Genomic DNA, 23,544 nt, shown 5'->3' with positions numbered 1-23,544 from the left:
ATTTTACCTACTTATTGCGGTATATAGCGTGTTGGATCGGTAACACCAGCATCGATAAAGCCTTCTTTACGCAAACGGCAACTGTCACATTTACCACACGCACGTCCTTGAGCATCTGCTTGGTAGCAAGATACCGTTTGACTATAGTCTACGCCATGTTCAATCCCTAAACGTATAATATTCGCTTTGGATAAATGTAACAGGGGTGTTTCAAATTTAAGAGGTTTTCCTTCTACGCCAGCTTTAGTTGCTAAACGAGCCATATTGGCAAAAGCATCAATAAATTCTGGGCGACAGTCAGGATATCCTGAATAATCAACAGCATTGATGCCGATAACAATCGCTTCAGCATTGAAAACTTCTGCTGCTGCTAAGGCATAAGAGAGGAAAATTGTGTTACGTGCTGGTACATAAGTTACAGGAATACCTTCTTGTAATTGTTCTGGTACAGCAATGTTATGATCTGTAAGTGCAGACCCGCCTAAATTGGCTAAATCGATATTAATTACACGATGTTCAACACCTGCACGCTGAGCTAATGCTTTTGCAGCATCAAGTTCAGTGGTTGAGCGTTGACCATACATAAAACTAATAGCAATACATTCATAGCGCGCTTGTGCCCAAGCTAGGCAAGTGGTTGAGTCTAAGCCGCCTGAAAGTAAAACAATGGCACGAGGGCGCATATTTTTCTCCATATTCGGAATGATTTATTTTATTGAACGATTATCGACCTGATTCATCGTTCCAGAGCAGTTTATGTAACTGAAGCTGGAAACGTACAGGCAGTTTGTCGTCCAGTATCCACTGTGCCAGATCACGTGCTAAACGTGGCAGGCCAACAGCACCTTTTTCAACTGCAAAAGCAGGGGAGAACCAGACAGTACTGACTTTGGTTTGCAGTTGATATTGTTCAACTTGTTGTTTTGACCATTCATAGTCTTCACGATTACAAATCACAAATTTGATTTGGTCACGCGGTGTTAAATGGTCAAGATTACTGATGAGATTACGGTGTTCTTCACCAGAAGTTGGAGTCTTTAAGTCGAGGACTTTTGAAACACGCGGATCCACTCTTGATACATCAAGAGCGCCACTGGTTTCTAGGGAAACGTCAAAACCAGCGTCACATAAACGTTGTAATAAAATTAAGCAATTGGGTTGTGCAAGTGGTTCACCGCCTGTTACACAAATATAAGGCGTTTGATATTTTTCAGCCGTTTCAATAATGTGCTCAAGTGATAAGCGTTCGCCACCTTCAAAAGAATAAGTGGTGTCGCAATAACTACAACGTAAAGGGCAACCTGTGAGACGAATAAATACAGTCGGTAGGCCAGAGGCATTTGCTTCACCCTGCAAGGAGTAAAAAATCTCGGTAATGCGTAGACCGGACGCAGGGTCAGAGACAGGAATTGCAGAGGAACGTAAGGAAGCCATTCTAGAAATACCACACTATATAAAAAATAAAATCTCTACGATCAGTGTTGATCGTAGAGATGTTTGATCAAACTGAAATTAGTCAGCGCGTAACAAATCGTTCAAACTTGTTTTTGCACGTGTTTGTGCATCAACTTTTTTCACGATAATTGCAGCATATAAGCTGTATTTACCATCAGCTGACGGTAAGTTACCTGGTACAACAACTGAGCCAGCAGGAACACGGCCATAATGGATTTCACCAGTCTCACGATCATAAATACGTGTAGATTGACCGATATAAACACCCATAGAAATAACAGAGCCTTCTTCGACAATAACACCTTCAACGATTTCAGAACGTGCGCCGATAAAACAGTTGTCTTCAATAATGGTTGGGTTAGCTTGTAATGGTTCTAAAACACCACCGATACCAACACCACCTGATAAGTGAACGTTTTTACCGATTTGAGCACATGAACCTACAGTTGCCCATGTATCAACCATTGTGCCTTCATCTACGTAAGCACCAATGTTGACATAAGATGGCATTAACACCACATTTTTAGCTTGGAAACTACCACGACGAGCAACAGCAGGAGGAACAACACGAACACCCGCAGCTTTAAATTGCTCTTCAGTCCAACCAGAGAATTTAGTTTCAACTTTGTCGTAGAAACGAAGATCACATGACTCGATTGGTTTATTGTCATTAAGTTTAAATGATAATAAAACAGCTTTTTTTAACCATTGATGAACAACCCATTCACCATTGATTTTTTCTGCAACTCGAAGTGTACCGTTATCTAAACCAGCAATTGCTTCTTCAACAGCTTGGCGAATTTCGCTTGGGCAATCTGCTGCAGTGAAATTTGCGCGGTCTTCAAATGCTTGCTCAATGATCGTAGAAAGCTGAGACATGATCTTCCTTCCATAAAAAATTTTAAAGATTTTACACTAATTTGTGACAAGAATCTTTGAAAAAACGTGTTACGTTTAATTGAGGTATAAATGAGTTAAACCAAAATAAGCTTATTAGATAATCAAGTGTTTTTTACACAAAAATGATTTGAAAATAAAAATTTAACTCAATTTGTATCAAAAAATAACAGAAATCTAGCAGTTTTTGTATAAAAAAGAATCTATGCTCTTGAATATAATTTTTGTCACAAGCTGAATAAATTAAAAACAGAGCCTTTTCTTAAGGAGAAAACGATGAAAGTATTACGTGTTTTAGTGACAACTACAGCTTTACTTGCTGCTGGTGCTGCAATGGCGGATGAAGCTGTTGTTCATGACAGCTATGCATTCGATAAAAACCAATTAATTCCAGTAGGCGCTCGTGCTGAAGTAGGTACTACAGGTTACGGTGGTGCTTTGTTATGGCAAGCAAACCCATATGTAGGTTTAGCATTGGGTTATAACGGCGGTGACATTTCTTGGACAGATGATGTTTCAGTAAATGGCACTAAGTATGATTTAGACATGGATAATAACAATGTCTATCTAAATGCTGAAATTCGTCCTTGGGGTGCCAGCACAAATCCATGGGCTCAAGGCCTATATATAGCTGCAGGTGCGGCTTACTTAGATAATGATTATGACCTTGCTAAACGTATTGGTAATGGTGATACCTTATCAATTGATGGTAAAAACTATCAACAAGCAGTTCCTGGTCAAGAGGGCGGTGTAAGAGGTAAAATGTCTTACAAAAATGATATCGCTCCATATTTAGGTTTTGGTTTTGCTCCAAAGATTAGCAAAAACTGGGGTGTATTTGGTGAAGTAGGTGCTTACTATACTGGTAATCCAAAAGTTGAGTTAACTCAGTATAATCTTGCTCCTGTAACTGGTAACCCAACATCTGCTCAGGATGCGGTTGATAAAGAAGCAAATGAAATTCGTAACGATAATAAATACGAATGGATGCCAGTTGGTAAAGTTGGTGTAAACTTCTACTGGTAATAAATAGTAAAAAAACGAGCTTCGGCTCGTTTTTTTATATCTAAAAATAAAAGAGCTACATAAGTAGCTCTTTTATTTTGTTCTTAAACTTTATTCATCTGGATAGGCAATTTTTTTCAATGCTTTAATGTCAGCATCAGGTGAGCATAAAGAAATAAACTCATAACCATAACCACGTAATAAATGGCCTTTGCGAACAGCAATCCATGTGGTGTTGACACCAAAGATATCAGTTTTAATTTGTTTTAAACGATAGTCACGTTCTGCATCGTAAGCGACATCATTGACAATTCCAACGCCCATGCCGAGTTCAACGTAAGTTTTGATAACATCGGCATCAAGAGCAGACATTACAATATCGGCATTAATTTGTGCATCTTCAAATGCTTTATCGATCTTTGAACGACCTGTAAAACCGCCGTGATAAGTAATTAGTGGGTATTCAGATAAAGCATCAAGATCAATTTTATCGAGCTGTGTAAGTGGGTGATCTTGAGGAGTAATAATGCTGTGCTGCCATTGATAGTATGGAATGCTTGCTAAATTTTCTTCAGTTGTTAAAGACTCTGTCGCGATGCCAATATCAGCTTCACCTTGTAAAAGCATTTCTGCAATTTCGACAGGGCTTGCTTGTTGCAAAATCAAATGAACTTTTGGAAATAGTTTCTTAAATTGATTGACGATTGGTGGTAATACATAACGTGCTTGAGTATGTGTTGTTGCAATCGTTAAAGTACCTTCGTCCACTTTATTAAAGTCATCGGCAAGACGTTTAATATTTTCAGCATCTACAAGCATGCGTTCTACAATACTAAGGAGTGATTGACCGGGTTCAGTTAAACCCAGCAGACGTTTACCTTTACGGACGAAAAGTTGTACGCCTAATTCATCTTCTAAATCTTTAATATGTTTACTTACACCTGATTGAGAGGTGTATAACGCGGCAGATGCTTCCGTTAAATTAAAGTTTTGGCGTACTGTTTCTCGGATAATTCTTAATTGTTGAAAGTTCATTTACACTTTTCCTCAAAAGAGGTGAGGAACGGCTTTAAATACCGCGAGATGGCTCCTCACCAAATAATTCCTTAAGCAACTTGATCTGCAAATAGGTGAAGTTGAGATGCACTTACCCAAACAGTTTGATTTGGTTTAAATGCATGTTGTTTTGCAGCTTCACTGCTCAGAGCAATCTCAATTAAACGTCCATTACGATCTTGTAATTCCGCCACTACTTTTCCAGCAATCCAGACTTCACGTACAAAAGTTGCTTCAATTGTATTTGCCTGTGGTTGCGCATGAATATGTAACTCATCCGGACGGGCAAAAGCAATTACTTTTCCTTGCGGTGCCTGAACTGTGGTCGGTAATTCGATACGATCATTGCCAATACGGATAATACCGCTTGCATGTTCACCTTCAAAACGATTTGCTTGACCCAAGAAATCAAATACAAATGGTGTTGCAGGTTTTTCGTAAACTTCACGCGGAGAACCAATTTGTTCGACGTTACCTTTATTCATCACAATAATTTGGTCTGCTACTTCAAGTGCCTCTTCCTGGTCATGGGTTACGAAAATTGAAGTGATATGCAGCTCATCATGCAAGTTACGTAACCAGCGGCGTAATTCTTTACGGACCTTAGCATCTAGTGCACCAAATGGTTCATCAAGCAATAACACACGAGGTTCTACGGCAAGTGCACGAGCTAAGGCAATACGTTGGCGTTGACCACCAGAAAGCTGGGCTGGGTAACGGTCTGCTAAAAAGCCCAATTGAACCAAATCAAGCAGACGAGTCACACGTTTTTTAATTTCGGCTTCCGATGGGCGTGTGGCACGAGGACGGACACGTAAACCAAAGGCAATATTGTCAAATACGGTCATGTGACGGAATAAAGCATAGTGCTGAAAAACAAAACCGACCTGACGCTCACGGACATGTACATTGGTTGCATCTTCGCCTTCTAGTAAGACTTGACCACCATCTGCTGATTCTAAACCCGCAATAATACGAAGTAGCGTCGTTTTACCGCAGCCAGATGGGCCGAGTAAGGCAACCAGTTCACCCTCTGGGAAATCGAGTGAAATATTTTTAAGCGCATGGAATGCACCAAAGTGTTTTTCAATATTTTTAACTTGAATACTCATGATTTCATTCCTTACGAATCAGTTGAATGCGGTTCTGGTTTGTCTTGATGTAGTTCTAACCAGGTTTTTAAAATCAGTGTTAATAGTGCCAAGAAAGCAAGTAGTGAGGACACCGCAAAAGCTGCACTAAAGGTGTACTCGTTATATAAAATTTCGACATGTAGAGGCAGGGTATTGGTCTCACCACGGATGTGGCCGGAAACTACTGATACTGCCCCAAACTCACCCATTGCACGGGCATTACACAAAATCACGCCGTAAATCAGACCCCATTTAATGTTAGGGAGTGTGACTTTCCAAAAGGTTTGCCAACCTGATGCACCGAGTACAATCGCTGCTTCCTCTTCTTCAGTTCCTTGCGCTTCCATAAGTGGAATTAACTCACGCGCCACAAATGGAACTGTAATAAAGATGGTCGCTAAAACAATGGCAGGTACGGCATATAGAATCTTGATGTCATGTTCCATGAGCCAACCGCCTAACCAGCCTTGAGCACCGAAAATCAGTACAATCATTAAACCTGCAATAACAGGTGAAACCGAAAAAGGCATATCAATAATGGTGGTTAAAATTGCTTTACCTTTAAACTGAAATTTGGAAACAGCCCATGCAGCGGCAACACCAAATATCACATTAATCGGAACGGCAATTGCTGCGGTCAATAGTGTTAATTTCACTGCTGATAACGTATCTGGATCAATTAAAGCTTGAACATAGACTTCAAGACCTTGTTTAAATGCTTCAACAAAAACCAGAATAAGTGGCAGCATGAGGCAGCTAAGGAAAAAAATCAGTGCAATTGTAATGAGCGTATAACGTACCCAAGTTGGTTCACGTGTCGCGTCACGAGATTGCAATTTCAAGGCAAGTGCATTGCTGTCGGTATGTAGGTTCATGTGACATTTCTCCCTGTACGACGGTTTGCCCATGCTTGAAGTAAGTTAATGACAAATAAAATAATGAAAGAGAGAACCAACATCACTGCTGCAATAGTCGTTGCACCTGCATAGTCATATTCTTCGAGGCGAGAAATGATCATAAGCGGAGCAATTTCAGTTTTAAACGGCTGGTTACCTGCAATGAAAATTACAGAACCATATTCACCTACACCGCGAGCAAATGCTAAAGCAAAGCCTGTAAATAGGGCAGGGAGTAATATTGGTAAAATAATTTTGGTAATGGTCTGCCAACGATTTGCACCGAGTGCGGAAGCCGCCTCTTCAAGTTCAGTTTCAATATCGCTTAATACCGGTTGAACGGTTCGAACAATAAAAGGAATGCCGATAAACACTAAAGCTAGCGTAATCCCGATGGGGGTATATGCAACCTGAATACCAAGGGGTTCTAAATATTGACCGATCCAGCCTGTAGGCGCATAGAGTGAGGTCAACGCAATACCTGCAACTGCTGTTGGAAGTGCAAAAGGTAAGTCCACTAAGGCATCAACCAGACGCTTTCCGGGAAAGTTATAACGGACAAGGCACCAAGCTAAAAGTAGCCCGAAAACAACATTAATAAACGCCGCAATTAAGGCTGAACTAAAGCTGAGTTGAAGCGATTTTAAAATACGTTCAGAGGTTAAAATTTCCCATAGTCCGTCCCATCCGATTCCAAATGATTTGATAAAGACTGCGGCTAATGGAATAAGCACAATAAAAGAAACGTAAGCGAGGGTGAAGCCCAATGATAGGCCAAACCCAGGCAGCACTCGGGATCGCTGCGACATGATATTTCCTCAAAGAGAAAAGCCTGCTGAAACCAGTAAGCGAATAAATAAAGATAAACGGCGCGGTATAAAGCTAGGTATTAAGCAAATTTCAAAGAGAAATGTGTCTTTACCGGATCAATAGATGAGTGGCTACACATTGAGTCTTCAGGAAGTAGATGATTCAGTAAGTCAGGAAACGGACCGAAGCCTGAAGCAACATTAATATGACCGACTTGTCCAAGGTTAATCGGGGTTAATTGCCAAGATTTCGCAAGCTGTAAAGCATCAAAAAAGTCTAACCATGGATCATTTTCACTAATGAGTAGCGTTGCAGGCACATTAATTTTTAGCTGATGAAAATAATCTTTGTAGTCAGTCAAACTATGACGGGCAAATCCCGCTTCACCAAAACGTGCCGGATTTGCAGGAGCAACCAAAATCAGTTTTTTAACTTGAAGTTGTAACTCTGGATGCTCTGCTAAGGCAGCAACACTAGTTAGGCAGCCGAAACTATGCGCAACAATTTGGACTGGTGCTTGTACTGCTTGAACTGTGTTAACGAATTGCTCAATCCATTCGCTTAATACGGGTCTATCCCAGTTCTTTTGCTCAACGCGAGAACTAGACACGAGTTGACGCTGCAACCAAGATTGCCAATGTTGATGTTCACTTCCACCTACACCCGGAACAATTACAGTGTGTGTCATGTCTGTTCTCCTTATCGTTAGAACAAAGAATTACTTCTCTGCACTATTGATTTTCACGATTTGATCGAAAACACCACCATTATCAAAGTGTTGCTTTTGTACTTTTGTCCAACCGCCAAACTCTTTATCAATGGTGACAAGTTTCAATGGCTTAAATACATTGCTATATTTTTTGAGTACAGCTGCATTGCGAGGACGGTAGAAATTACGTGCTGCAATTTCTTGACCAGCAGGTGAGTACAAATAGTTGAGGTAACCTTTTGCAATAGTTAAGTTGCCTTTTTTCGCTGCATTTTTTTCAACAATTGCAACTGGTGGCTCAGCCAAAATAGATAAAGATGGCGTCACAATCTCAAACTTGCCAGGTTGTTCACGGATAGCTAAATGTGCTTCATTTTCCCAAGCCAGTAATACGTCACCAATTCCGCGTTCAGCAAATGTAGTGGTTGCACCACGGGCACCTGAATCTAAAACTTTGGTGTGTTTATAAATTTGGCGAACAAACTCTTGCGCTTTTGCATCGTTACCACCTGCTTGATGTTTTGCCCAAGCCCAAGCGGCAAGATAGTTCCAACGTGCACCACCAGAAGTTTTCGGGTTTGGCGTAATAATTTCCACGCCTGGCTTGATTAAGTCACCCCAATCTTTAATTTGTTTAGGGTTACCCTTACGAACTAAAAACACGATAGTTGATGTGTACGGAGTAGAGTTTTGCGGTAACTTTTTCTGCCAGTCTGTTGGAAGCAATTTTGCTTTTTCAGCAATTTCATCAATATCAGCAGCAAGTGCTAATGTCACAACATCTGCATTTAAGCCGTCGATTACAGCGCGGGCCTGTTTACCAGAACCACCGTGTGATTGTTTAAACTCAATATCTTGACCGGTACGCTGTTTCCAGTAAGTACCAAACTGTTTATTGAAATCTGTATATAACTCGCGAGTTGGATCGTAAGAAACGTTTAAGAATTCTTGAGCTGCAAACGATGAAACAGAAAGTAATGCAGCAATAACCCCGACTTTTAACTGAGAAAAACGCATGAGATAACCCCTCAAAAAATACGAAATGTTCAAAACATGAACGCAGAATAGCGCTAGTCTTTATTCTAAAAAAATAATAAAAAACGAATTTAATATGAAAAATATAGAAATAATAAAAATGGATAAGTTATTCTTAAATCTTGATATATAACAAGTTTCAAAAGTTTCTCTTAAATCGGTATAATTTTTTAAAATCAGTCATTTATTAATTAAATGAAAGGTGTTGTATTGTTGGGTGGTTTTAAATAAAGGACGGATTAAGCATGTGGTGTTTTAAAAATGGACAACCTGTAGAGACCATTCCTTTATTGGACCGGGCATTTCATTATGGGGATGGCTGCTTTACCACAATTCGTGTTTTTCAAAATAAGATTGAGCTTAAAGCACGGCACTGGGAACGTCTAAAACTTGCTTGCCAAAAATTATCTTTGGTTGCAGATTTTGAGTTAATCGAACAAAGTTTGCAGCATCTACAAAATCAGAATCTCGTGCTCAACGGGACTTTAAAAATTGTGATTAGCCGTGGTGAAGGCGATCGTGGCTATAGTTTGCCAAAGCATGCGGCAGATATTTATATCTGGTTTTATCCAAAAGCATTGGAGCAGTTCCAACCAGATTTTATTGAGTGTGGAGTTTTAAATCAGGCTTTAGGTTTAACCATGCCGAGTTTAGTTGGGCTTAAATCCTTAAACCGTCTTGAGCAGGTATTGCTAAAAAAAGAAGCAGATCAACAAGGCTGGGTTGAAGCTTTAGTAACTGATGTACAAGGTTATATTGTTGAAGGGGTAAGCAGTAATTGTTTTATTCGTTTAAATGATAGATGGATTACTCCGGAACTTCGCTATAATGGCGTCCACGGTGTGATGCGTGCAGAAATTTTGGCGCGTATGCAGCACTACGGAATTGCCTGTGAAGTCAGAATAATTGAGCTAGATGAAGTACCACAAATACAGAGTCTATTCTTTTGTAATGCTTTACATCCAATGCGAGTAGTTACTCAAATCAGTGAACAAATTCTAGAGTCACAGGCGTGCCTAAATTTATTTCATACTCTTAACTTGAATCAGATTCATTAATATGCCGAAGCCACCTGTGAATGCGAAAGCAAAAAATGCTAAAAAAAAGGGCAAGAAAACAGCATCTAATTTTCCAAAAAAGTTAGTGCTGATTGGCTGTTTTATCGTTTTAATTTCTATTTTTGCTATTTTATGGTCAAGTTTATTTAAAGCTTATCCTATTGAAGGGAAAAAGCAGATGCTATCGATCACATCAGGTGAGACCTATTCTGGTTTTATTGATCGCTTAGCCAAAGAAAATAAAATCCATTTCCCAATTGTACTTAAGCTTTATCAAAAGTTTATGATTCATGACAGTATGAAAGCTGGTGTATATGAGATAGAGCAGGGAATGAGCGTAAGACAAGTATTAGAAATGTTATCTGATGCTGATAATGCCCAGATGAACCGTGTTCTAGTGATTGAAGGAACAACTTTTAAGCAGCTGATTACAGCACTAAAAAACGATAAAAATGTAAAAAATACGATATTGGATTTACCAGATGACCAGATTATGAAGGCTTTAGGTATTCCTTATCATCATCCTGAAGGCCTGTTTGCACCCAACACTTATTTCTTTGCTAAAGGTGAGACCGATAAGAAAATCCTGACTGATTTATACCATCGTCAAATGAAAGCCTTAGATGCGGCTTGGGCAAAGCGGGCACCGAATTTACCTTATAAAGATAAGTATGAAGCTTTAATCATGGCTTCTATTGTTGAAAAAGAAACGAGCCTCGATAGCGAACTTACACAAGTTTCAGGGGTTTTCGTGCGCCGTTTAAAACTCGGTATGCGTTTACAGACTGATCCAACCGTAATTTATGGTATGGGTGCAAACTATAAGGGTAATATTACCCGCGAAGACTTACGTACACCAACACCATATAATACCTATACAATTAATGGGTTACCACCAACTCCAATTGCGCTGCCAAGCCAAAAAGCCATTAAGGCTGCGTTACATCCAGATGATTCAAATAACATCTATTTTGTAGCGACTGGTAATGGTGGACATAAATTTACGGCAGACTTGCAAGCACATAACCAAGCAGTGCAAGAGTATTTATCCGTGTTGAGATCGAAGAAATAAGGAAAAGAGATGTTTATTAGCTTTGAAGGCACGGAAGGGGTAGGAAAAACTACACTCATTCGAAAAATTCATCAGCATTTTGAAGAACAAGGTAAACAAGTTGTTTTAACTCGAGAGCCGGGTGGAACACCGTTAGCTGAGCAAATTCGTTCGATGCTTTTGGCAGTGAATCATGATGAAAATATGAGTCATGATACCGAACTGCTCTTAATTTATGCGGCACGAGCTCAACACTTACAACAAGTTATTTTGCCGGCATTAGAGTCTAATAAAATTGTATTAAGTGACCGTTTTACTGATGCGAGTTTTGCTTATCAATGTTCCGGTCGTGGTTTAAGCCAAGACAAATTACAGCTTTTAAACCAGAACTTCGTTTCACGCATGCCGGAGGTGACTTTCTGGTTAGATGCACCGATTGAACTTGGTATGAACCGTGCACGTGAACGTGGAGCTTTAGACCGTTTTGAACAAGAAAAGTTAAGCTTCTTTACTAAGGTTCGTGAAGGTTATGAAACCTTATGGAAAGTTGAGCCTGAGCGTATTAAACGTTTAGATGCTACACAAAGTCCAGATCAGGTGTTCGAGCAAGCTCTGCAATATTTAGCATAGGCCATGGGATTAGCCACTCTCATATTTTTTTGGGAGTGGTGAAAAATGACAAGAAATCTGGTTTTAAACGTCATAGAAAATATTGGGCAGTATTCTATGCTATTTTGAATACTGTTCTGAAATCGAAGAAAAACAAGGATGAAAAGCTCAAAAGAAGAAATTGTGGCATTTCTTGAAAAGGAATTCCCACAAAGTTTGGAACATTGCATGATTGAATCAGTCACCTCTAAAGCTGCCGTTGTTTATTATCACGTTGACCAAAGACATCAACGTCCGGGTGGTACTATATCTGGCCCGACTATGATGACTTTGGCAGACTTTGCTTTATATATTGCAATACTCGGTGAAATTGGAATTATTGGTTTAGCTGTAACCACCAATTTTAATATTAATTTCCTGAGAAAACCCGCAGGTGATCAAGACTTACGCAGTGAATGTAAGCTCATGAAAGTAGGAAAGAGCTTAGTCGTAGGTGAGGTCTGGATTTATTCAGTAGGGCAAGAGGAACCCGTGGCACATGTGACCGCGACTTACTCAATTCCACCTAGACCATAAATCTTAAGTAATAAAAAAGCACGGCATGAACCGTGCTTTTTATAAAGAGACTATTTATACACTAGTATTCACCAAAGGTTGCTCTACTGCAAAGTTTGGAGGCGTCAGAACCGTTTTACGAATCTCACTCGAAGTTTCCGGATAATCAAGTGTGTAATGTAAGCCACGTGATTCTTTACGGTGCATAGCACAACGAACAATCATTTCAGAAACAAGTACAAGATTACGCAGTTCAATCAGGTTTTTGCTGACACGATAATCTTGATAATATTCAGTAATTTCGCGCTTTAGCATTTCAATACGGTGTAAAGCACGTTCTAAACGTTTTGTGGTTCTTACAATACCAACGTAGTTCCACATGGTCGAACGTAACTCATCCCAGTTTTGTAAAATCACGACATCTTCATCTGGATTGGTTACTTGAGAATCGTCCCAAGTGGGTACTTCCAGTAATTTGAAGTTTTTATCAAACTTACTTTCGATATCTTTTGCTGCACTCATGCCATAAACGAAGCATTCAAGTAATGAGTTACTCGCCATACGGTTTGCACCATGTAAACCTGTATAAGAGGTTTCACCAATTGCATATAGACCTTCAATATCAGTCTGGCTATTTGAGTCAACCACAACACCACCACAGGTATAGTGTGCAGCCGGCACCACCGGAATCATGTCTTTAGTGATGTCGATACCTAGCTCAAGCAATCGTGCATAAAGTGTAGGGAAGTGCTCTTTAATAAAATCCGGTGATTTGTGTGTAATGTCTAACCACACATGGCGAATACCGAGACGCTTGATTTCATGGTCAATGGTACGTGCCACAATATCGCGAGGAGCCAACTCTGCACGATCGTCAAAACGTAGCATAAAACGTTCGCCATCTGGCAAACGTAAGTAAGCACCTTCACCACGCATGGCTTCAGTAATTAAGAAAGAACGTGCTTGCGGATGGTAAAGACAGGTTGGATGGAACTGGTTAAATTCCATATTGGCAACACGGCAACCTGCACGGTATGCCATCGCAATACCGTCACCAGTAGCAATATCCGGATTAGACGTATAAAGGTAAGCTTTCATTGCGCCACCGCAAGCAAGTGCGGTAAATGGGGCAAGGAAGGTATGAACTTTTTCAGTACTTTCATCTAGTGCATACAAACCAATAGCGCGATTCGCTTGATCTGTATGACCCAATTTATGCGACGTGATTAAATCAATCGCAATATAGTTTTCAAAAATAGTGATATTTTTACGTTCTTTGGCGCGTTCAACCAAAGTGGTTGAAATAGCTTTGCCAGTTGCATCAGCAGAATGAATAATACGGCGCTGCGAATGGCCACCCTCACGAGTCAAATGAAGCTGTTCATCTTCATCTAAGGTAAACTGCACACCTTGCTTTAAAAGGAAATCAACAGAAGGGCGACCGCCTTCTACAGTATGCTGGACTGCATCCATTTCACATAAATGAGCACCTGCAATCATAGTGTCATTAATGTGTTGTTGAATAGAGTCAGTTTCATCAAGCACCGCAGCAACACCACCTTGTGCATAGAAGGTACTTGCTTCAGTTAAAGCAGCTTTAGCTAAAACTGCAATATTAAAATGACTTGGTAACGATAAAGCCAGACTTAAACCAGCACCGCCACTGCCCACAATAATCACGTCAAAGTGGTGAATTGTCTGTTGATTAGGCATGTCCATTCGCATCAATTTAAAACGTCCGCTAATGACACCCCTTTTTACCTAAAAAGGCAAGAGCTTAAGCGCTCTAAGTCACAGAAAAATTGCAATTAGCTTAAAAAATTGCAATGTGTAAAATAAACGTGATGAGGATGCCTTACAAATAAACATATTGTTACGCACAATTCCAAAGCATTGTGATACAAAAGTTTTATTCTTATTCTCGTAGACCAATTGTGGGTGAGCACCGAATGAAATCTCGCTATTTACAACAAGGAATGTATGCAGCGGTATTTACAGTTGCTGCTGTTCAAGCAAATGCTGCTGTTGATTTTTCAAACCTCGTTGAACAAGTTAGTCCGGCTGTGGTGAGTGTAAACGTTGTAAAAAAAATGACTCAGGATGAACTGCTACAACAGCAAGTACCTGAAATTTTAAAACGTTTCTTTGGTAATCAGGTCATCATTCCACAGCAACAAGGTCCTCAAGAGAAAACCGCATATGGTAGTGCGTTCTTTATTAGTAAAGATGGTTATTTACTTACGAACCACCATGTAATTGAAAATGCTTCCCGCATCAGTATTACTTTAAATGACCGTCGTGAAATTGATGCAACAGTGGTCGGTAGTGATGAGCGAACAGACGTTGCATTATTAAAGGTAAACGGAACTAACTATCCTGCTTTACGCGTAGGAAATGTTGACCGTTTACGTGTAGGAGAGCCGGTTTTAGCAATTGGTTCACCATTTGGTTTTGATTATTCAGCTTCGGCAGGTATTGTCAGCGCTAAATCACGTAACATGAGCGGTGAAACCTCTGTACCATTTATTCAAACCGATGTGGCGTTGAACCCTGGTAACTCAGGTGGTCCATTGTTTAACCAAAATGGTGAAGTTGTCGGCGTGAACTCACGTATCTTTAGTGGTACGGGGGGGTATATGGGTCTGTCTTTCTCTATTCCAATTGATGTTGCGATGGATGTAGCTGAACAGCTTAAAACGAAAGGGAAAGTGACTCGTTCCTACCTAGGCGTTATGATGCAAGATATTGACCGTAACCTTGCAGATGCCTATAAATTGCCTAAACCGGAAGGTGCTCTGATTACTCAAGTTTCTCCAAATTCACCTGCACAAAAAGCAGGGCTTAGGGCTGGCGATGTTATTCTAAAATTAAATGGTGCTTCTGTACTGCGTACTAGTGATTTGCTTTATGCATTAAATAAAGTACAACCAAACCAAACTGTTCAGTTTGAAGTTTTACGCGATGATAAAACCCGAAATATCTCGGCAACACTAGCAACTGCACCGGATGAAACACCTGCTACCGGTAATCAAACCTCTGCTTCTAAAGGCCCAGTATTGGGAATGAGTATTCGTGATCTCGCTGTGCCAGAGAAAAATGCTTTAGGTATAAAAGGTGGTATTTATGTACAAGATGTCCGCCGTGGTGGATTAGCATCATTGTCAAATATCATTCCTGGCGATGTGATTATTCAGGTTAATAATACTCAAATTCTAAATAGTCAGGATTTTGCAAAAGTTGTTTCGAATTTGCCGAAAAATACAGTTGCGCGAGTTGGGATTATTCGTCAAGGACAACGAGCAATGCTTGGTTTACGTATTCAGTAAAATATTATAAAAATGAACCACCCTGAAAATGGGTGGTTTTTTATTATTTGTATTCGGCATAATGTTCGATCTAGCTAATTAAATTTTAGCTTTGAATTTAATGATTGAAGTGGGTGTTTTGTGAGCAGTATTTTCGATTTACATATTCAGGTTCAGCCACAGCATATTGATGCTTTAGGGCATGTTAACAATGTAATGTATGTCCAGTGGATGCAAGACGTCGCTGCTGCTCATGTGGAAACATTAGGGGTAGGAGTAACCAAATATCTAGAGCTAAAACATGCAATGGTTGCGGTTGAACACCATGTGCAATACCGTAAAGCTGCGTTTGAAGGTGAAGAAATTGTGCTGCGGACATGGCTAGATGATATTAATGCTCTGTATTCATTTCGTCAGTATGCCTTTTTCCGTCCTTCTGATCAGGCAATTTTGTTCGTCGGAAATACCAAATGGGCATGTATTGAAATCGCTTCAGGTCGACCTAAACGTATGTCGCCGACTTTTACACAGGCTTATAAACCTCTTGATTCAAGTATAAATCCTTTAGATTTTACTGTTTCATATGCCCGATAATCAGAAGCATTACTTGTGCTTTGAATTACCATTTTTTAAAACATAAGTACAAAGCTCATGAATTTTGGATACTTTAAAATATCCATCTGCTATAATCTCTCGCAATTTGTTAAACCGCTTTGGCTATGTATTAAAACAAGCTACATAGCACTTTATATTTTCTCAAGGTAGCCCATGGCGCAAGCTAAAAAATCCGTTGATATCAAAAATATCCGAAATTTCTCGATTATCGCTCATATTGATCATGGTAAGTCTACTTTGGCTGACCGTTTTATTCAGATGTGTGGTGGCCTGCAAGATCGTGAGATGCAAGCTCAGGTCTTGGACTCAATGGAGCTCGAGCGTGAACGTGGGATTACCATTAAAGCTGCTTCGGTGACGTTGTACTATACTCATCCAAACGGGCAGGAATATCAGCTTAACTTTATTGATACTCCGGGACACGTTGATTTCTCTTATGAAGTATCTCGTTCATTAGCTGCTTGTGAAGGTGCGTTATTAGTTGTTGATGCTGCACAAGGTGTAGAAGCACAATCAGTTGCAAACTGTTATACCGCTATTGAGCAAGGTCTCGAAGTTCTTCCAATTTTAAATAAAATTGATTTACCGCAAGCAGAGCCTGAGCGCGTTATTCACGAAATTGAAGAAATTATCGGTATTGAAGCAACCAATGCACCTACATGTTCTGCAAAAACAGGCTTAGGCGTTGAAGGTGTTTTAGAAACATTAGTTGATGTTATTCCTGCTCCAACAGGTGACCGTGAGGCTCCTTTACAGGCATTAATCATTGACTCATGGTTTGATAACTATTTAGGTGTTGTCTCTTTAGTTCGTATTAAAGATGGTCGTATCCGCAAGGGCGACAAAATGTTGGTTAAATCTACTGGTCAGACTCACATTGTTACATCGGTAGGTGTATTCAACCCTAAACATACTGAAACTGGCGTGCTTGAAGCTGGTGAAGTAGGCTTTGTTATCGCGGGTATTAAAGATATTTTTGGTGCGCCGGTAGGTGATACCATCACGCTTTCAACAACCCCTGAAGTAGCTTCACTTCCTGGTTTTAAAAAGGTTAAACCTCAGGTTTACGCAGGCCTTTTCCCAATTGATGCAAGCGATTTTGAACCATTCCGCGAAGCCTTACAAAAACTACAGATCAATGACTCGGCTTTATTCTTTGAACCTGAAAGTTCAGATGCGCTTGGTTTTGGTTTCCGTTGTGGTTTCTTGGGCATGTTGCACATGGAAATCGTACAAGAGCGTTTAGAGCGCGAGTATGACCTTGATTTGATCAGCTCAGCGCCAACGGTAGTGTATGAAGCTGTCACTAAAAAAGGCGATACGATCTATATTGATAGTCCATCTAAAATGCCGGATGGTTCTGTTGTTGAAGATTTGCGTGAGCCAATTGCAGAGTGTCATATTCTTGTACCGCAAGAGTACTTAGGTAACGTCATGACCCTATGTATTGAGCGCCGTGGTGTACAAAAAGACATGAAATTCTTAGGTAATCAAGTTTCAATTACTTTTGAAATTCCTATGGCTGAAGTGGTTATGGACTTCTTTGATAAGCTTAAATCATGTTCACGTGGTTTTGCTTCACTTGACTATAACTTTATTCGTTTTGAGAGTTCATCTTTAGTTAAGGTTGACGTGTTAATTAATGGTGAGAAGGTCGATGCGCTTGCAATGATTTGTCACCGTAATGATGCTCGTCATCGTGGTATTGCTTTAGTTGAGAAAATGAAAGATTTGATTCCACGTCAAATGTTCGATGTCGCAATTCAGGCTGCTATTGGTGCACAAATTATTGCTCGTTCGACCGTGAAGGCGATGCGTAAAAACGTTTTAGCAAAATGTTATGGCGGTGACGTGTCTCGTAAGAAGAAACTACTTGCGAAACAAAAAGAAGGTAAGAAACGTATGAAACAAGTGGGTAGTGTAGAAATCCCACAAGAAGCGTTCTTAGCTGTTTTGAAAGTAGAAAGATAAGAGAAAAGGCTGGGATGAACTTATATTCTCCCAGCCATAAAGCAAGCAGCTAGGCTGCGAGTGAGGTCATGTGGATTTTGATTTTAATTTAATTCTTGTTCCAGTTACGCTGATTTTATTTGCAGTGTGGTTGCTAGATAAGCTTGTTTTTAAACAGCGTGCAAATAAAGGGCGAGAGAACGAAAATTTTGTTATTACATGGGCCTATGACTTTTGGCCAGTTTTAGCTGTTGTGCTTGTACTTCGCTCATTTCTTTATGAACCATTTAATATTCCATCAGACTCTATGGTTCCAACTTTAGAGACTGGCGATTTTATCTTAGTTAATAAATTCGACTATGGTGTGCGTTTACCTATCGTAAATAAAAAAGTCATTGATGTAGGTGAGCCGCAACGTGGTGATGTCATCGTATTCCGTTACCCACCTCAACCAACCATTAGTTATATTAAGCGTGTAATTGGTTTACCAGGTGACCATATTGTTTACGATCATGGACAATTGATTATTAATGGTCAGAAAATTCCTAAAGTACCAACACAATTTAGTCGTGAAAAAGATGCTTTAGATACACCAACGTCTATTTATCATAAAGAAACAATTGGTGATCATACCTTTACGATGCGTGAACTCGAAGGTGTAAACGTTGCGCGTCAGGCACCATTTATCAACTATGTTGATAATGGCAAATATTCAAACCAAGACGGTTTATATTGGGAAGTAACTGTTCCGAAAGGACATTACTTTGCAATGGGGGACAACCGTGATCAAAGTGCTGACAGTCGTTTCTGGGGGTTCGTTCCTGAAGAAAATTTAACAGGCCGAGCTTTCTATGTCTGGATGCATAAAGAACCTGGTTTCCACCTGCCAAGCTTTAACCGAAATGGAAAAATAGATTAAAAACAACCATTAGGAAAAACAAAAATGCGTAAGGCACAACAGGGTACTTCGTATTTAGCAATTTTATTTGGGGTGGTTATATTTGCAATTGCGGCGAAAGCTGTACTTGCAGTTTGGCCAGCATATTGGGATGATCGTGTGATTAATAATCAGATTACAGAGCTAATGCAACAAAGCTCAGCTGATATCACACCCCAAAAGTTTATGACACAGATGGACCAACGGCTGGAAATGAACAATATTCGTGATCTCCATTTTAAGGAAATTGCTGAAGTGTTTAACGAGTCTGGTCTAATCGTCAAAAAGAAATATGAAGTAAGAAAACCTTTCTTACTAAATATTGATTTAGTTTTAACATTTGAGAAAAGTTTTGACAAAACATCAGTTCAAACTAAGTGATCCTCGCTTACTCAGTCGAATCGGTTATCAATTTAAGCAGCCCGAATTGCTACAGTTAGCTTTGACTCATCGTTCGGTGAGTCATAAGTATAACTATGAACGTCTGGAGTTTTTAGGCGATTCGTTGTTGGGGATGATCATTGCTAATTATTTATATCATGCCTATCCACATGAAAATGAGGGGCGTTTAACACGTATGCGTGCGACTTTAGTTCGCCAAGAAGCATTAGGTAAAATTGCAACCGATTTGCAACTTAGTCGGTGTTTAATATTAAGCACAGGCGAGTTGAAATCTGGTGGTCATCATCGTGAGTCAATATTAGCTGATACAGTGGAGGCTATTATTGGTGCAATTTATCTTGATAGTAGTGATCTGAACCTACTCAAAGATATTGTGTTAAAATGGTATACGCCTTATTTAGATCATATTGAGCCAACAGATCAACTCAAGGATCCAAAATCACGTTTACAAGAGTATCTACAAGCACGTAAAAAACCTCTCCCTGTTTACGAGGTTGTAGATATTCAGGGTGATGCGCCTCATCAGCACTTTAAAGTCGAATGTTTGGTAGATGGTTTATCAAAAATTCATGGTGAGGGGTCAAGTCGTCGTTTTGCCGAGCAGGCAGCAGCGGCGGAAATTTTAAAGTTATTGGAGCAATAACCTGCATGTCGATGCATTCTGATCAAATCAATCCAGATTCAAACGAAAACCAAGATCCAAACAATCTGATTGATCAATTTTTTAGTTCCAAAGGCGTTACAATTCCTTCGGATTTTAAGAGCGGATTTGTGGCGATTGTAGGACGTCCAAATGTGGGTAAATCTACCCTCATGAACCATTTATTGGGCCAAAAACTCTCTATTACTTCACGTAAACCTCAAACGACACGCCATAAAATTATCGGTATTGATTCGCGTGAAAAAATGCAAGCGGTTTATGTTGATACCCCAGGTATGCATAAGAAAGAAGTACGTGCAATCAATAAAATGATGAACCGTGCTGCGCATTCTGCATTACGTGACGTGAATTTAGTCTTATTTGTTATTGATGCCCACAAGTGGACTCAAAATGACGATTTAGTTCTTGAGAAACTCAAGAATGCTGATATGCCAGTTATTTTGGTGATTAATAAAGCTGATACTTTTGGAGATAAGAGAGAGATTCTCCCTTTAATTCAAGAACGTGCCAAACTTATGAATTTTGCTGAGATTGTTCCTGTTTCTGCACTCCGTGGAGCAAACTTAGAGCACTTAAGTGAAACGATTGAAAAATATCTTCCTTATCAGCCACCTTTGTATTCATTCGATCAAATTACGGACCGTTCAGAGCGCTTCTTGGCAAGTGAAATCATCCGTGAAAAAATCATGCGTCAGTTGGGTGAAGAGCTACCTTATGATTTAACAGTACAAATTGAATCTTTCAAAACGGAAGAGGCAACTGTTAATGAAAAAACTGGTCGTTTAAAACCAGCATGTACCTATATTGATGCAACTATTTTTGTGGATCGTCCTGGTCAAAAAGCGATTGTAATTGGTGAAAAAGGTGCCAAGCTTAAAACAATTGGCATGGATGCACGTAAAGACATGGAAAAAATGTTCGAACAAAAGATCATGCTTACCTTATGGGTTAAAGTCAAAGGTGGTTGGTCTGATGATGAACGTGCTTTAAAAAGTTTAGGATATAGTGATATCTAAAAAGTAGGGAATACTGGTATGAAAGCAATTACATCAATATTGATTATCGTTGGATGTACATTGATGTTGCAAGGTTGTGTATATAAGCTTGTAACCGTACCAGTAGGTATTGCTTATAAAACGACTAAAGGTGTAGTGAAGGGTACAGCTGCTGTTGTAGGGGCTGTAATTCCTGATGGTGATGACGACGATAAAAAAGAAAAAGAATCTGAGGAATAGTTTCTTTTTATGATGCGCAATGAAGTCCTACATGGATATATGATTCACCATCGTAAATACCGTGAAAAAAGCCATATTGTGCATCTCTTCACTCAAGAATATGGGCGGGTTGATGGTATTTTAAGACAGACTCCGCCTCCTCAATATCAGCCAATCCGGTTGCAAGCCACAGGCAAAAGTGAGCTCAAAAATTTTACAAAGCTGGAAATACTAAATCAGCCGGTTTTCTTTTTTGGCGATGCTTTTTTTGCAGGGTTTTATTTAAACGAAATTGTTCTTAGACTTTGCCCACTAGAAGAGGCAATGCCACAAACTTTTGAACAATACCAGTTAACGCTGCTTCAACTCCAGCAGCTATCTTCTCATGAAAATCCGGATTTATTTCTTAGACAGATCTTGAGACAATTTGAGCATATCTTGCTTGCAGAGCTGGGCTATGCGATTGATTTTTCAATTGATAGCTCACAAAAAGAAATTTTGCCTCAACAGTTTTATCAGTTTCAAGTGACTGAAGGATTTGCCCCCGTTGTTCAGGCAAGTCGCTCATCGTTGTCAGGAAAAGCAATTTTATCCATGCTGAATTATGAGCAGGGACAGGATTTTTCTCACGAACAATTGCAATTATTAGGTAAACTATACCGTCAAATGATTACATCGCTTTTAGGTGACCGTCCCCTAAAAAGTCGACAATTGTGGATTCAAAATACTCAAACTCAATCGTAATTAGGATTTTTTTATGGCTGCATTGCTTGGTGTAAACATAGACCATGTTGCTACTTTAAGACAGGCGCGCGGTACTGCTTACCCAGACCCTGTAGAAGCTGCTCTTATTTGTGAACAAGCGGGTGCAGAGGGGATTACTTTGCATTTGCGTGAAGATCGCAGACATATTCAAGATGATGACGTGCGCCGTATGCGTCCATTATTGAAAACACGTATGAATCTTGAAATGGCCGTAACTGATGAAATGGTTGAGTTTGCGAAAGAAATTCAACCGCAACATGTGTGTTTTGTACCAGAACGACGCCAAGAAGTTACAACAGAAGGCGGTTTAGATGTAATAGGTAACTTTGAAAAAGTTAAAGCTGCAACTCAAGCTTTAGCTGCCATTGGTTGTGATGTTTCACTCTTTATTGATGCTGATTTTGCTCAAATTGATGCAGCAATTGCTTGTGGAGCGCCTACTATTGAATTACATACTGGGGCTTATGCAGATGCAAAAACAGAGCAAGAGCAACAAGAAGAACTTGCTCGCATCGTAAAAGGTGTGGAATACGCAGCTTCAAAAGGTTTGGTTGTAAATGCTGGTCACGGTTTGAATCTGAAAAATATTGCTCCAATTGCGGCAATTTCACAAATTCATGAGTTAAATATTGGTCACTCAATTATTGCGGAAAGTGTTTTTGTTGGACTAGTACAAGCGGTGAAAGACATGAAAACAGCGATTCAGGCAGCAGGATAAGTAGTAATGTCGAGTATCAATTACGATGAATTAATGCAGCCTGTATTAGCATTTTTAGGGTGCCAAACCCCAAAAGAATGGTTGGATGAGGCCGTTAATAATTTAGACATCTTGATGCAAGATCATGCTAACTGTGAGAAAAAGGCAGCGAGTACAGCCATGAACTTGATGTTCCGCTATAGTTTTTTTACGGACCTACAAGTTAAGCTTGCCCAGCTTGTACGTGAAGAAATGCTTCACTATGAACAAGTTCTAGAATTTATGACAAAACGTGGGCAAGAGTGGAAAGGTTTGAGTGCTGGACGCTATGCAGGTGGCTTACGAAAAGAAATCCGCACATATGAACCAGAAGCTCTAATTGATGTACTCGTGATTGGGGCTTTTGTAGAAGCACGTTCATGTGAACGCTTTTATGCGCTTGCTCCGCGTGTTGATGATGAGTTAGGACGCTATTACCGTTACTTGCTTAAGTCAGAATCTCGTCATTTTGAAGACTATTTAGCACTAGCGCTTGATGTCGCAAAAACTGCCAAAATGAAAGATCCTGAAGAAGATATTCAACAGCGTATTGAACATATCCGTGAAGTTGAAAAGAATCTGATTTTGACTCCAGATGATACTTTCCGTTTTCATAGTGGTATCCCTGCATAAGCTTGGATACCTCAAGTTAAAAAGTTTACCTTTCACGGTAAACTTTTTTATTAAGTA

General features: G+C 39.7%; 26 protein-coding genes. 16 read left to right on the top strand and 10 right to left on the bottom strand.

The genetic code is table 11. The annotated features are described in order from the left end of the window. Positions 1-11 precede the first annotated feature (11 nt). The 3 genes from queC to dapD all read right to left on the bottom strand — a co-directional run bounded on the left by queC (position 12) and on the right by dapD (position 2,334). Entirely contained in the window at positions 12-683 is a 672-nt protein-coding gene (gene queC / locus EGT34_RS06480) for a 7-cyano-7-deazaguanine synthase QueC (protein WP_001247780.1), read from the bottom strand. Positions 684-723: 40 nt separating this feature from the next. Further along, positions 724-1,434, bottom strand: coding sequence for a 7-carboxy-7-deazaguanine synthase QueE (queE, locus tag EGT34_RS06475; protein ID WP_000157724.1), 711 nt, complete (start codon positions 1,432-1,434; stop codon positions 724-726). 78 nt (positions 1,435-1,512) lie between these two features. After that, positions 1,513-2,334, bottom strand: coding sequence for a 2,3,4,5-tetrahydropyridine-2,6-dicarboxylate N-succinyltransferase (gene dapD / locus EGT34_RS06470; protein WP_000080867.1), 822 nt, complete (start codon positions 2,332-2,334; stop codon positions 1,513-1,515). Positions 2,335-2,628: 294 nt separating this feature from the next. On the opposite strand from dapD, the gene carO reads away from it, so the two are divergent. After that, positions 2,629-3,378, top strand: coding sequence for an ornithine uptake porin CarO type 1 (gene carO, locus EGT34_RS06465; protein ID WP_000866529.1), 750 nt, complete (start codon positions 2,629-2,631; stop codon positions 3,376-3,378). 90 nt (positions 3,379-3,468) lie between these two features. Here carO and EGT34_RS06460 read toward each other — a convergent pair whose 3' ends face one another. From EGT34_RS06460 to EGT34_RS06435, 6 genes are all read right to left on the bottom strand, one after another. Further along, positions 3,469-4,392 carry a CysB family HTH-type transcriptional regulator gene (locus tag EGT34_RS06460; RefSeq protein ID WP_001011054.1) on the bottom strand — a complete coding sequence of 308 codons (924 nt, stop codon included), beginning with the start codon at positions 4,390-4,392 and terminating at the stop codon, positions 3,469-3,471. A 71-nt stretch (positions 4,393-4,463) separates the two neighbouring features. Continuing rightward, positions 4,464-5,525 (bottom strand): sulfate/molybdate ABC transporter ATP-binding protein, encoded by a 1,062-nt coding sequence (locus EGT34_RS06455; protein ID WP_000027499.1) that lies wholly within the window; start codon positions 5,523-5,525, stop codon positions 4,464-4,466. Positions 5,526-5,536: 11 nt separating this feature from the next. Next, a complete protein-coding gene (gene cysW / locus EGT34_RS06450) occupies positions 5,537-6,421 on the bottom strand; it encodes a sulfate ABC transporter permease subunit CysW (protein ID WP_001048807.1) in 885 nt (294 codons plus the stop codon). Then, entirely contained in the window at positions 6,418-7,251 is an 834-nt protein-coding gene (gene cysT, locus EGT34_RS06445) for a sulfate ABC transporter permease subunit CysT (RefSeq protein WP_000083115.1), read from the bottom strand. Before cysT ends, cysW begins: the two co-directional genes overlap by 4 nt. An 80-nt stretch (positions 7,252-7,331) precedes the next feature. Further along, a complete protein-coding gene (locus EGT34_RS06440; RefSeq protein ID WP_000149917.1) occupies positions 7,332-7,940 on the bottom strand; it encodes an RBBP9/YdeN family alpha/beta hydrolase in 609 nt (202 codons plus the stop codon). Between the two features lie 30 nt (positions 7,941-7,970). Beyond that, positions 7,971-8,978, bottom strand: a complete 1,008-nt coding sequence (locus tag EGT34_RS06435; RefSeq protein ID WP_001212600.1) for a sulfate ABC transporter substrate-binding protein — start codon at positions 8,976-8,978, stop codon at positions 7,971-7,973. A 263-nt stretch (positions 8,979-9,241) separates the two neighbouring features. Here EGT34_RS06435 and pabC point away from each other — a divergent pair, with 263 nt between their 5' ends. From pabC to EGT34_RS06415, 4 genes are all read left to right on the top strand, one after another. Then, entirely contained in the window at positions 9,242-10,054 is an 813-nt protein-coding gene (gene pabC / locus EGT34_RS06430; protein ID WP_000263425.1) for an aminodeoxychorismate lyase, read from the top strand. 1 nt (position 10,055) lies between these two features. Then, positions 10,056-11,126, top strand: coding sequence for an endolytic transglycosylase MltG (gene mltG / locus EGT34_RS06425; protein ID WP_001125857.1), 1,071 nt, complete (start codon positions 10,056-10,058; stop codon positions 11,124-11,126). 9 nt (positions 11,127-11,135) lie between these two features. Further along, on the top strand, positions 11,136-11,735 hold the full coding sequence (tmk, locus tag EGT34_RS06420; RefSeq protein ID WP_000470765.1) for a dTMP kinase: 600 nt from the start codon (positions 11,136-11,138) through the stop codon (positions 11,733-11,735). Between the two features lie 138 nt (positions 11,736-11,873). Continuing rightward, positions 11,874-12,290: a PaaI family thioesterase gene (locus EGT34_RS06415; protein ID WP_000842534.1), complete on the top strand. Its 417-nt coding sequence runs from the start codon at positions 11,874-11,876 to the stop codon at positions 12,288-12,290. Positions 12,291-12,344: 54 nt separating this feature from the next. Here EGT34_RS06415 and nadB read toward each other — a convergent pair whose 3' ends face one another. Then, positions 12,345-13,988: an L-aspartate oxidase gene (gene nadB, locus EGT34_RS06410; protein ID WP_000367530.1), complete on the bottom strand. Its 1,644-nt coding sequence runs from the start codon at positions 13,986-13,988 to the stop codon at positions 12,345-12,347. Positions 13,989-14,218: 230 nt separating this feature from the next. On the opposite strand from nadB, the gene EGT34_RS06405 reads away from it, so the two are divergent. The 11 genes from EGT34_RS06405 (at position 14,219) to EGT34_RS06355 (ending at position 23,487) form a co-directional block, all read left to right on the top strand. Further along, positions 14,219-15,595, top strand: a complete 1,377-nt coding sequence (locus tag EGT34_RS06405) for a Do family serine endopeptidase (protein ID WP_000842417.1) — start codon at positions 14,219-14,221, stop codon at positions 15,593-15,595. 120 nt (positions 15,596-15,715) lie between these two features. Then, entirely contained in the window at positions 15,716-16,168 is a 453-nt protein-coding gene (locus tag EGT34_RS06400; RefSeq protein ID WP_000094834.1) for an acyl-CoA thioesterase, read from the top strand. A 174-nt stretch (positions 16,169-16,342) separates the two neighbouring features. Further along, the gene (lepA, locus tag EGT34_RS06395; RefSeq protein WP_000035781.1) at positions 16,343-18,160 is read left to right on the top strand and encodes a translation elongation factor 4; all 1,818 of its coding nucleotides are present in this window, start codon (positions 16,343-16,345) and stop codon (positions 18,158-18,160) included. A gap of 70 nt (positions 18,161-18,230) precedes the next feature. Next, positions 18,231-19,058 carry a signal peptidase I gene (gene lepB / locus EGT34_RS06390; RefSeq protein WP_024437344.1) on the top strand — a complete coding sequence of 276 codons (828 nt, stop codon included), beginning with the start codon at positions 18,231-18,233 and terminating at the stop codon, positions 19,056-19,058. Between the two features lie 24 nt (positions 19,059-19,082). Further along, on the top strand, positions 19,083-19,457 hold the full coding sequence (locus EGT34_RS06385) for a DUF4845 domain-containing protein (RefSeq protein WP_001224037.1): 375 nt from the start codon (positions 19,083-19,085) through the stop codon (positions 19,455-19,457). Further along, positions 19,429-20,121, top strand: coding sequence for a ribonuclease III (gene rnc, locus EGT34_RS06380; protein ID WP_000160699.1), 693 nt, complete (start codon positions 19,429-19,431; stop codon positions 20,119-20,121). The genes EGT34_RS06385 and rnc overlap by 29 nt, the downstream gene beginning before the upstream one ends. Before the next feature lie 11 nt (positions 20,122-20,132). Then, a complete protein-coding gene (era, locus tag EGT34_RS06375) occupies positions 20,133-21,155 on the top strand; it encodes a GTPase Era (protein WP_001985518.1) in 1,023 nt (340 codons plus the stop codon). Between the two features lie 18 nt (positions 21,156-21,173). Continuing rightward, positions 21,174-21,374, top strand: a complete 201-nt coding sequence (locus EGT34_RS06370; RefSeq protein WP_000644486.1) for an NF038104 family lipoprotein — start codon at positions 21,174-21,176, stop codon at positions 21,372-21,374. A gap of 9 nt (positions 21,375-21,383) precedes the next feature. Then, positions 21,384-22,097 (top strand): DNA repair protein RecO, encoded by a 714-nt coding sequence (gene recO / locus EGT34_RS06365; protein WP_000985104.1) that lies wholly within the window; start codon positions 21,384-21,386, stop codon positions 22,095-22,097. A 13-nt stretch (positions 22,098-22,110) separates the two neighbouring features. Next, positions 22,111-22,836 carry a pyridoxine 5'-phosphate synthase gene (gene pdxJ, locus EGT34_RS06360; RefSeq protein ID WP_000729409.1) on the top strand — a complete coding sequence of 242 codons (726 nt, stop codon included), beginning with the start codon at positions 22,111-22,113 and terminating at the stop codon, positions 22,834-22,836. A gap of 6 nt (positions 22,837-22,842) precedes the next feature. Further along, entirely contained in the window at positions 22,843-23,487 is a 645-nt protein-coding gene (locus EGT34_RS06355; protein ID WP_000095058.1) for a tRNA-(ms[2]io[6]A)-hydroxylase, read from the top strand. Positions 23,488-23,544 lie beyond the last annotated feature (57 nt).

This window comes from Acinetobacter sp. FDAARGOS_558 (assembly GCF_003937785.1).
GTDB classification, from domain to species: domain Bacteria; phylum Pseudomonadota; class Gammaproteobacteria; order Pseudomonadales; family Moraxellaceae; genus Acinetobacter; species Acinetobacter baumannii.
The sequence above is the reverse complement of the archived record's forward strand: the minus strand, read 5'-3'. Positions and strand labels throughout refer to the sequence as shown.

What these genes read in the sequence shown, in the direction of transcription:
- queC (WP_001247780.1), bottom strand. Translation starts at nt 683, where the DNA reads ATGCGCCCTCGTGCCATTGTTTTACTTTCAGGCGGCTTAGACTCAACC.
- queE (WP_000157724.1), bottom strand. Translation starts at nt 1,434, where the DNA reads ATGGCTTCCTTACGTTCCTCTGCAATTCCTGTCTCTGACCCTGCGTCC.
- dapD (WP_000080867.1), bottom strand. Translation starts at nt 2,334, where the DNA reads ATGTCTCAGCTTTCTACGATCATTGAGCAAGCATTTGAAGACCGCGCA.
- carO (WP_000866529.1), top strand. Translation starts at nt 2,629, where the DNA reads ATGAAAGTATTACGTGTTTTAGTGACAACTACAGCTTTACTTGCTGCT.
- EGT34_RS06460 (WP_001011054.1), bottom strand. Translation starts at nt 4,392, where the DNA reads ATGAACTTTCAACAATTAAGAATTATCCGAGAAACAGTACGCCAAAAC.
- EGT34_RS06455 (WP_000027499.1), bottom strand. Translation starts at nt 5,525, where the DNA reads ATGAGTATTCAAGTTAAAAATATTGAAAAACACTTTGGTGCATTCCAT.
- cysW (WP_001048807.1), bottom strand. Translation starts at nt 6,421, where the DNA reads ATGAACCTACATACCGACAGCAATGCACTTGCCTTGAAATTGCAATCT.
- cysT (WP_000083115.1), bottom strand. Translation starts at nt 7,251, where the DNA reads ATGTCGCAGCGATCCCGAGTGCTGCCTGGGTTTGGCCTATCATTGGGC.
- EGT34_RS06440 (WP_000149917.1), bottom strand. Translation starts at nt 7,940, where the DNA reads ATGACACACACTGTAATTGTTCCGGGTGTAGGTGGAAGTGAACATCAA.
- EGT34_RS06435 (WP_001212600.1), bottom strand. Translation starts at nt 8,978, where the DNA reads ATGCGTTTTTCTCAGTTAAAAGTCGGGGTTATTGCTGCATTACTTTCT.
- pabC (WP_000263425.1), top strand. Translation starts at nt 9,242, where the DNA reads ATGTGGTGTTTTAAAAATGGACAACCTGTAGAGACCATTCCTTTATTG.
- mltG (WP_001125857.1), top strand. Translation starts at nt 10,056, where the DNA reads ATGCCGAAGCCACCTGTGAATGCGAAAGCAAAAAATGCTAAAAAAAAG.
- tmk (WP_000470765.1), top strand. Translation starts at nt 11,136, where the DNA reads ATGTTTATTAGCTTTGAAGGCACGGAAGGGGTAGGAAAAACTACACTC.
- EGT34_RS06415 (WP_000842534.1), top strand. Translation starts at nt 11,874, where the DNA reads ATGAAAAGCTCAAAAGAAGAAATTGTGGCATTTCTTGAAAAGGAATTC.
- nadB (WP_000367530.1), bottom strand. Translation starts at nt 13,988, where the DNA reads ATGGACATGCCTAATCAACAGACAATTCACCACTTTGACGTGATTATT.
- EGT34_RS06405 (WP_000842417.1), top strand. Translation starts at nt 14,219, where the DNA reads ATGAAATCTCGCTATTTACAACAAGGAATGTATGCAGCGGTATTTACA.
- lepA (WP_000035781.1), top strand. Translation starts at nt 16,343, where the DNA reads ATGGCGCAAGCTAAAAAATCCGTTGATATCAAAAATATCCGAAATTTC.
- EGT34_RS06385 (WP_001224037.1), top strand. Translation starts at nt 19,083, where the DNA reads ATGCGTAAGGCACAACAGGGTACTTCGTATTTAGCAATTTTATTTGGG.
- era (WP_001985518.1), top strand. Translation starts at nt 20,133, where the DNA reads ATGCATTCTGATCAAATCAATCCAGATTCAAACGAAAACCAAGATCCA.
- EGT34_RS06370 (WP_000644486.1), top strand. Translation starts at nt 21,174, where the DNA reads ATGAAAGCAATTACATCAATATTGATTATCGTTGGATGTACATTGATG.
- recO (WP_000985104.1), top strand. Translation starts at nt 21,384, where the DNA reads ATGATGCGCAATGAAGTCCTACATGGATATATGATTCACCATCGTAAA.
- pdxJ (WP_000729409.1), top strand. Translation starts at nt 22,111, where the DNA reads ATGGCTGCATTGCTTGGTGTAAACATAGACCATGTTGCTACTTTAAGA.
- EGT34_RS06355 (WP_000095058.1), top strand. Translation starts at nt 22,843, where the DNA reads ATGTCGAGTATCAATTACGATGAATTAATGCAGCCTGTATTAGCATTT.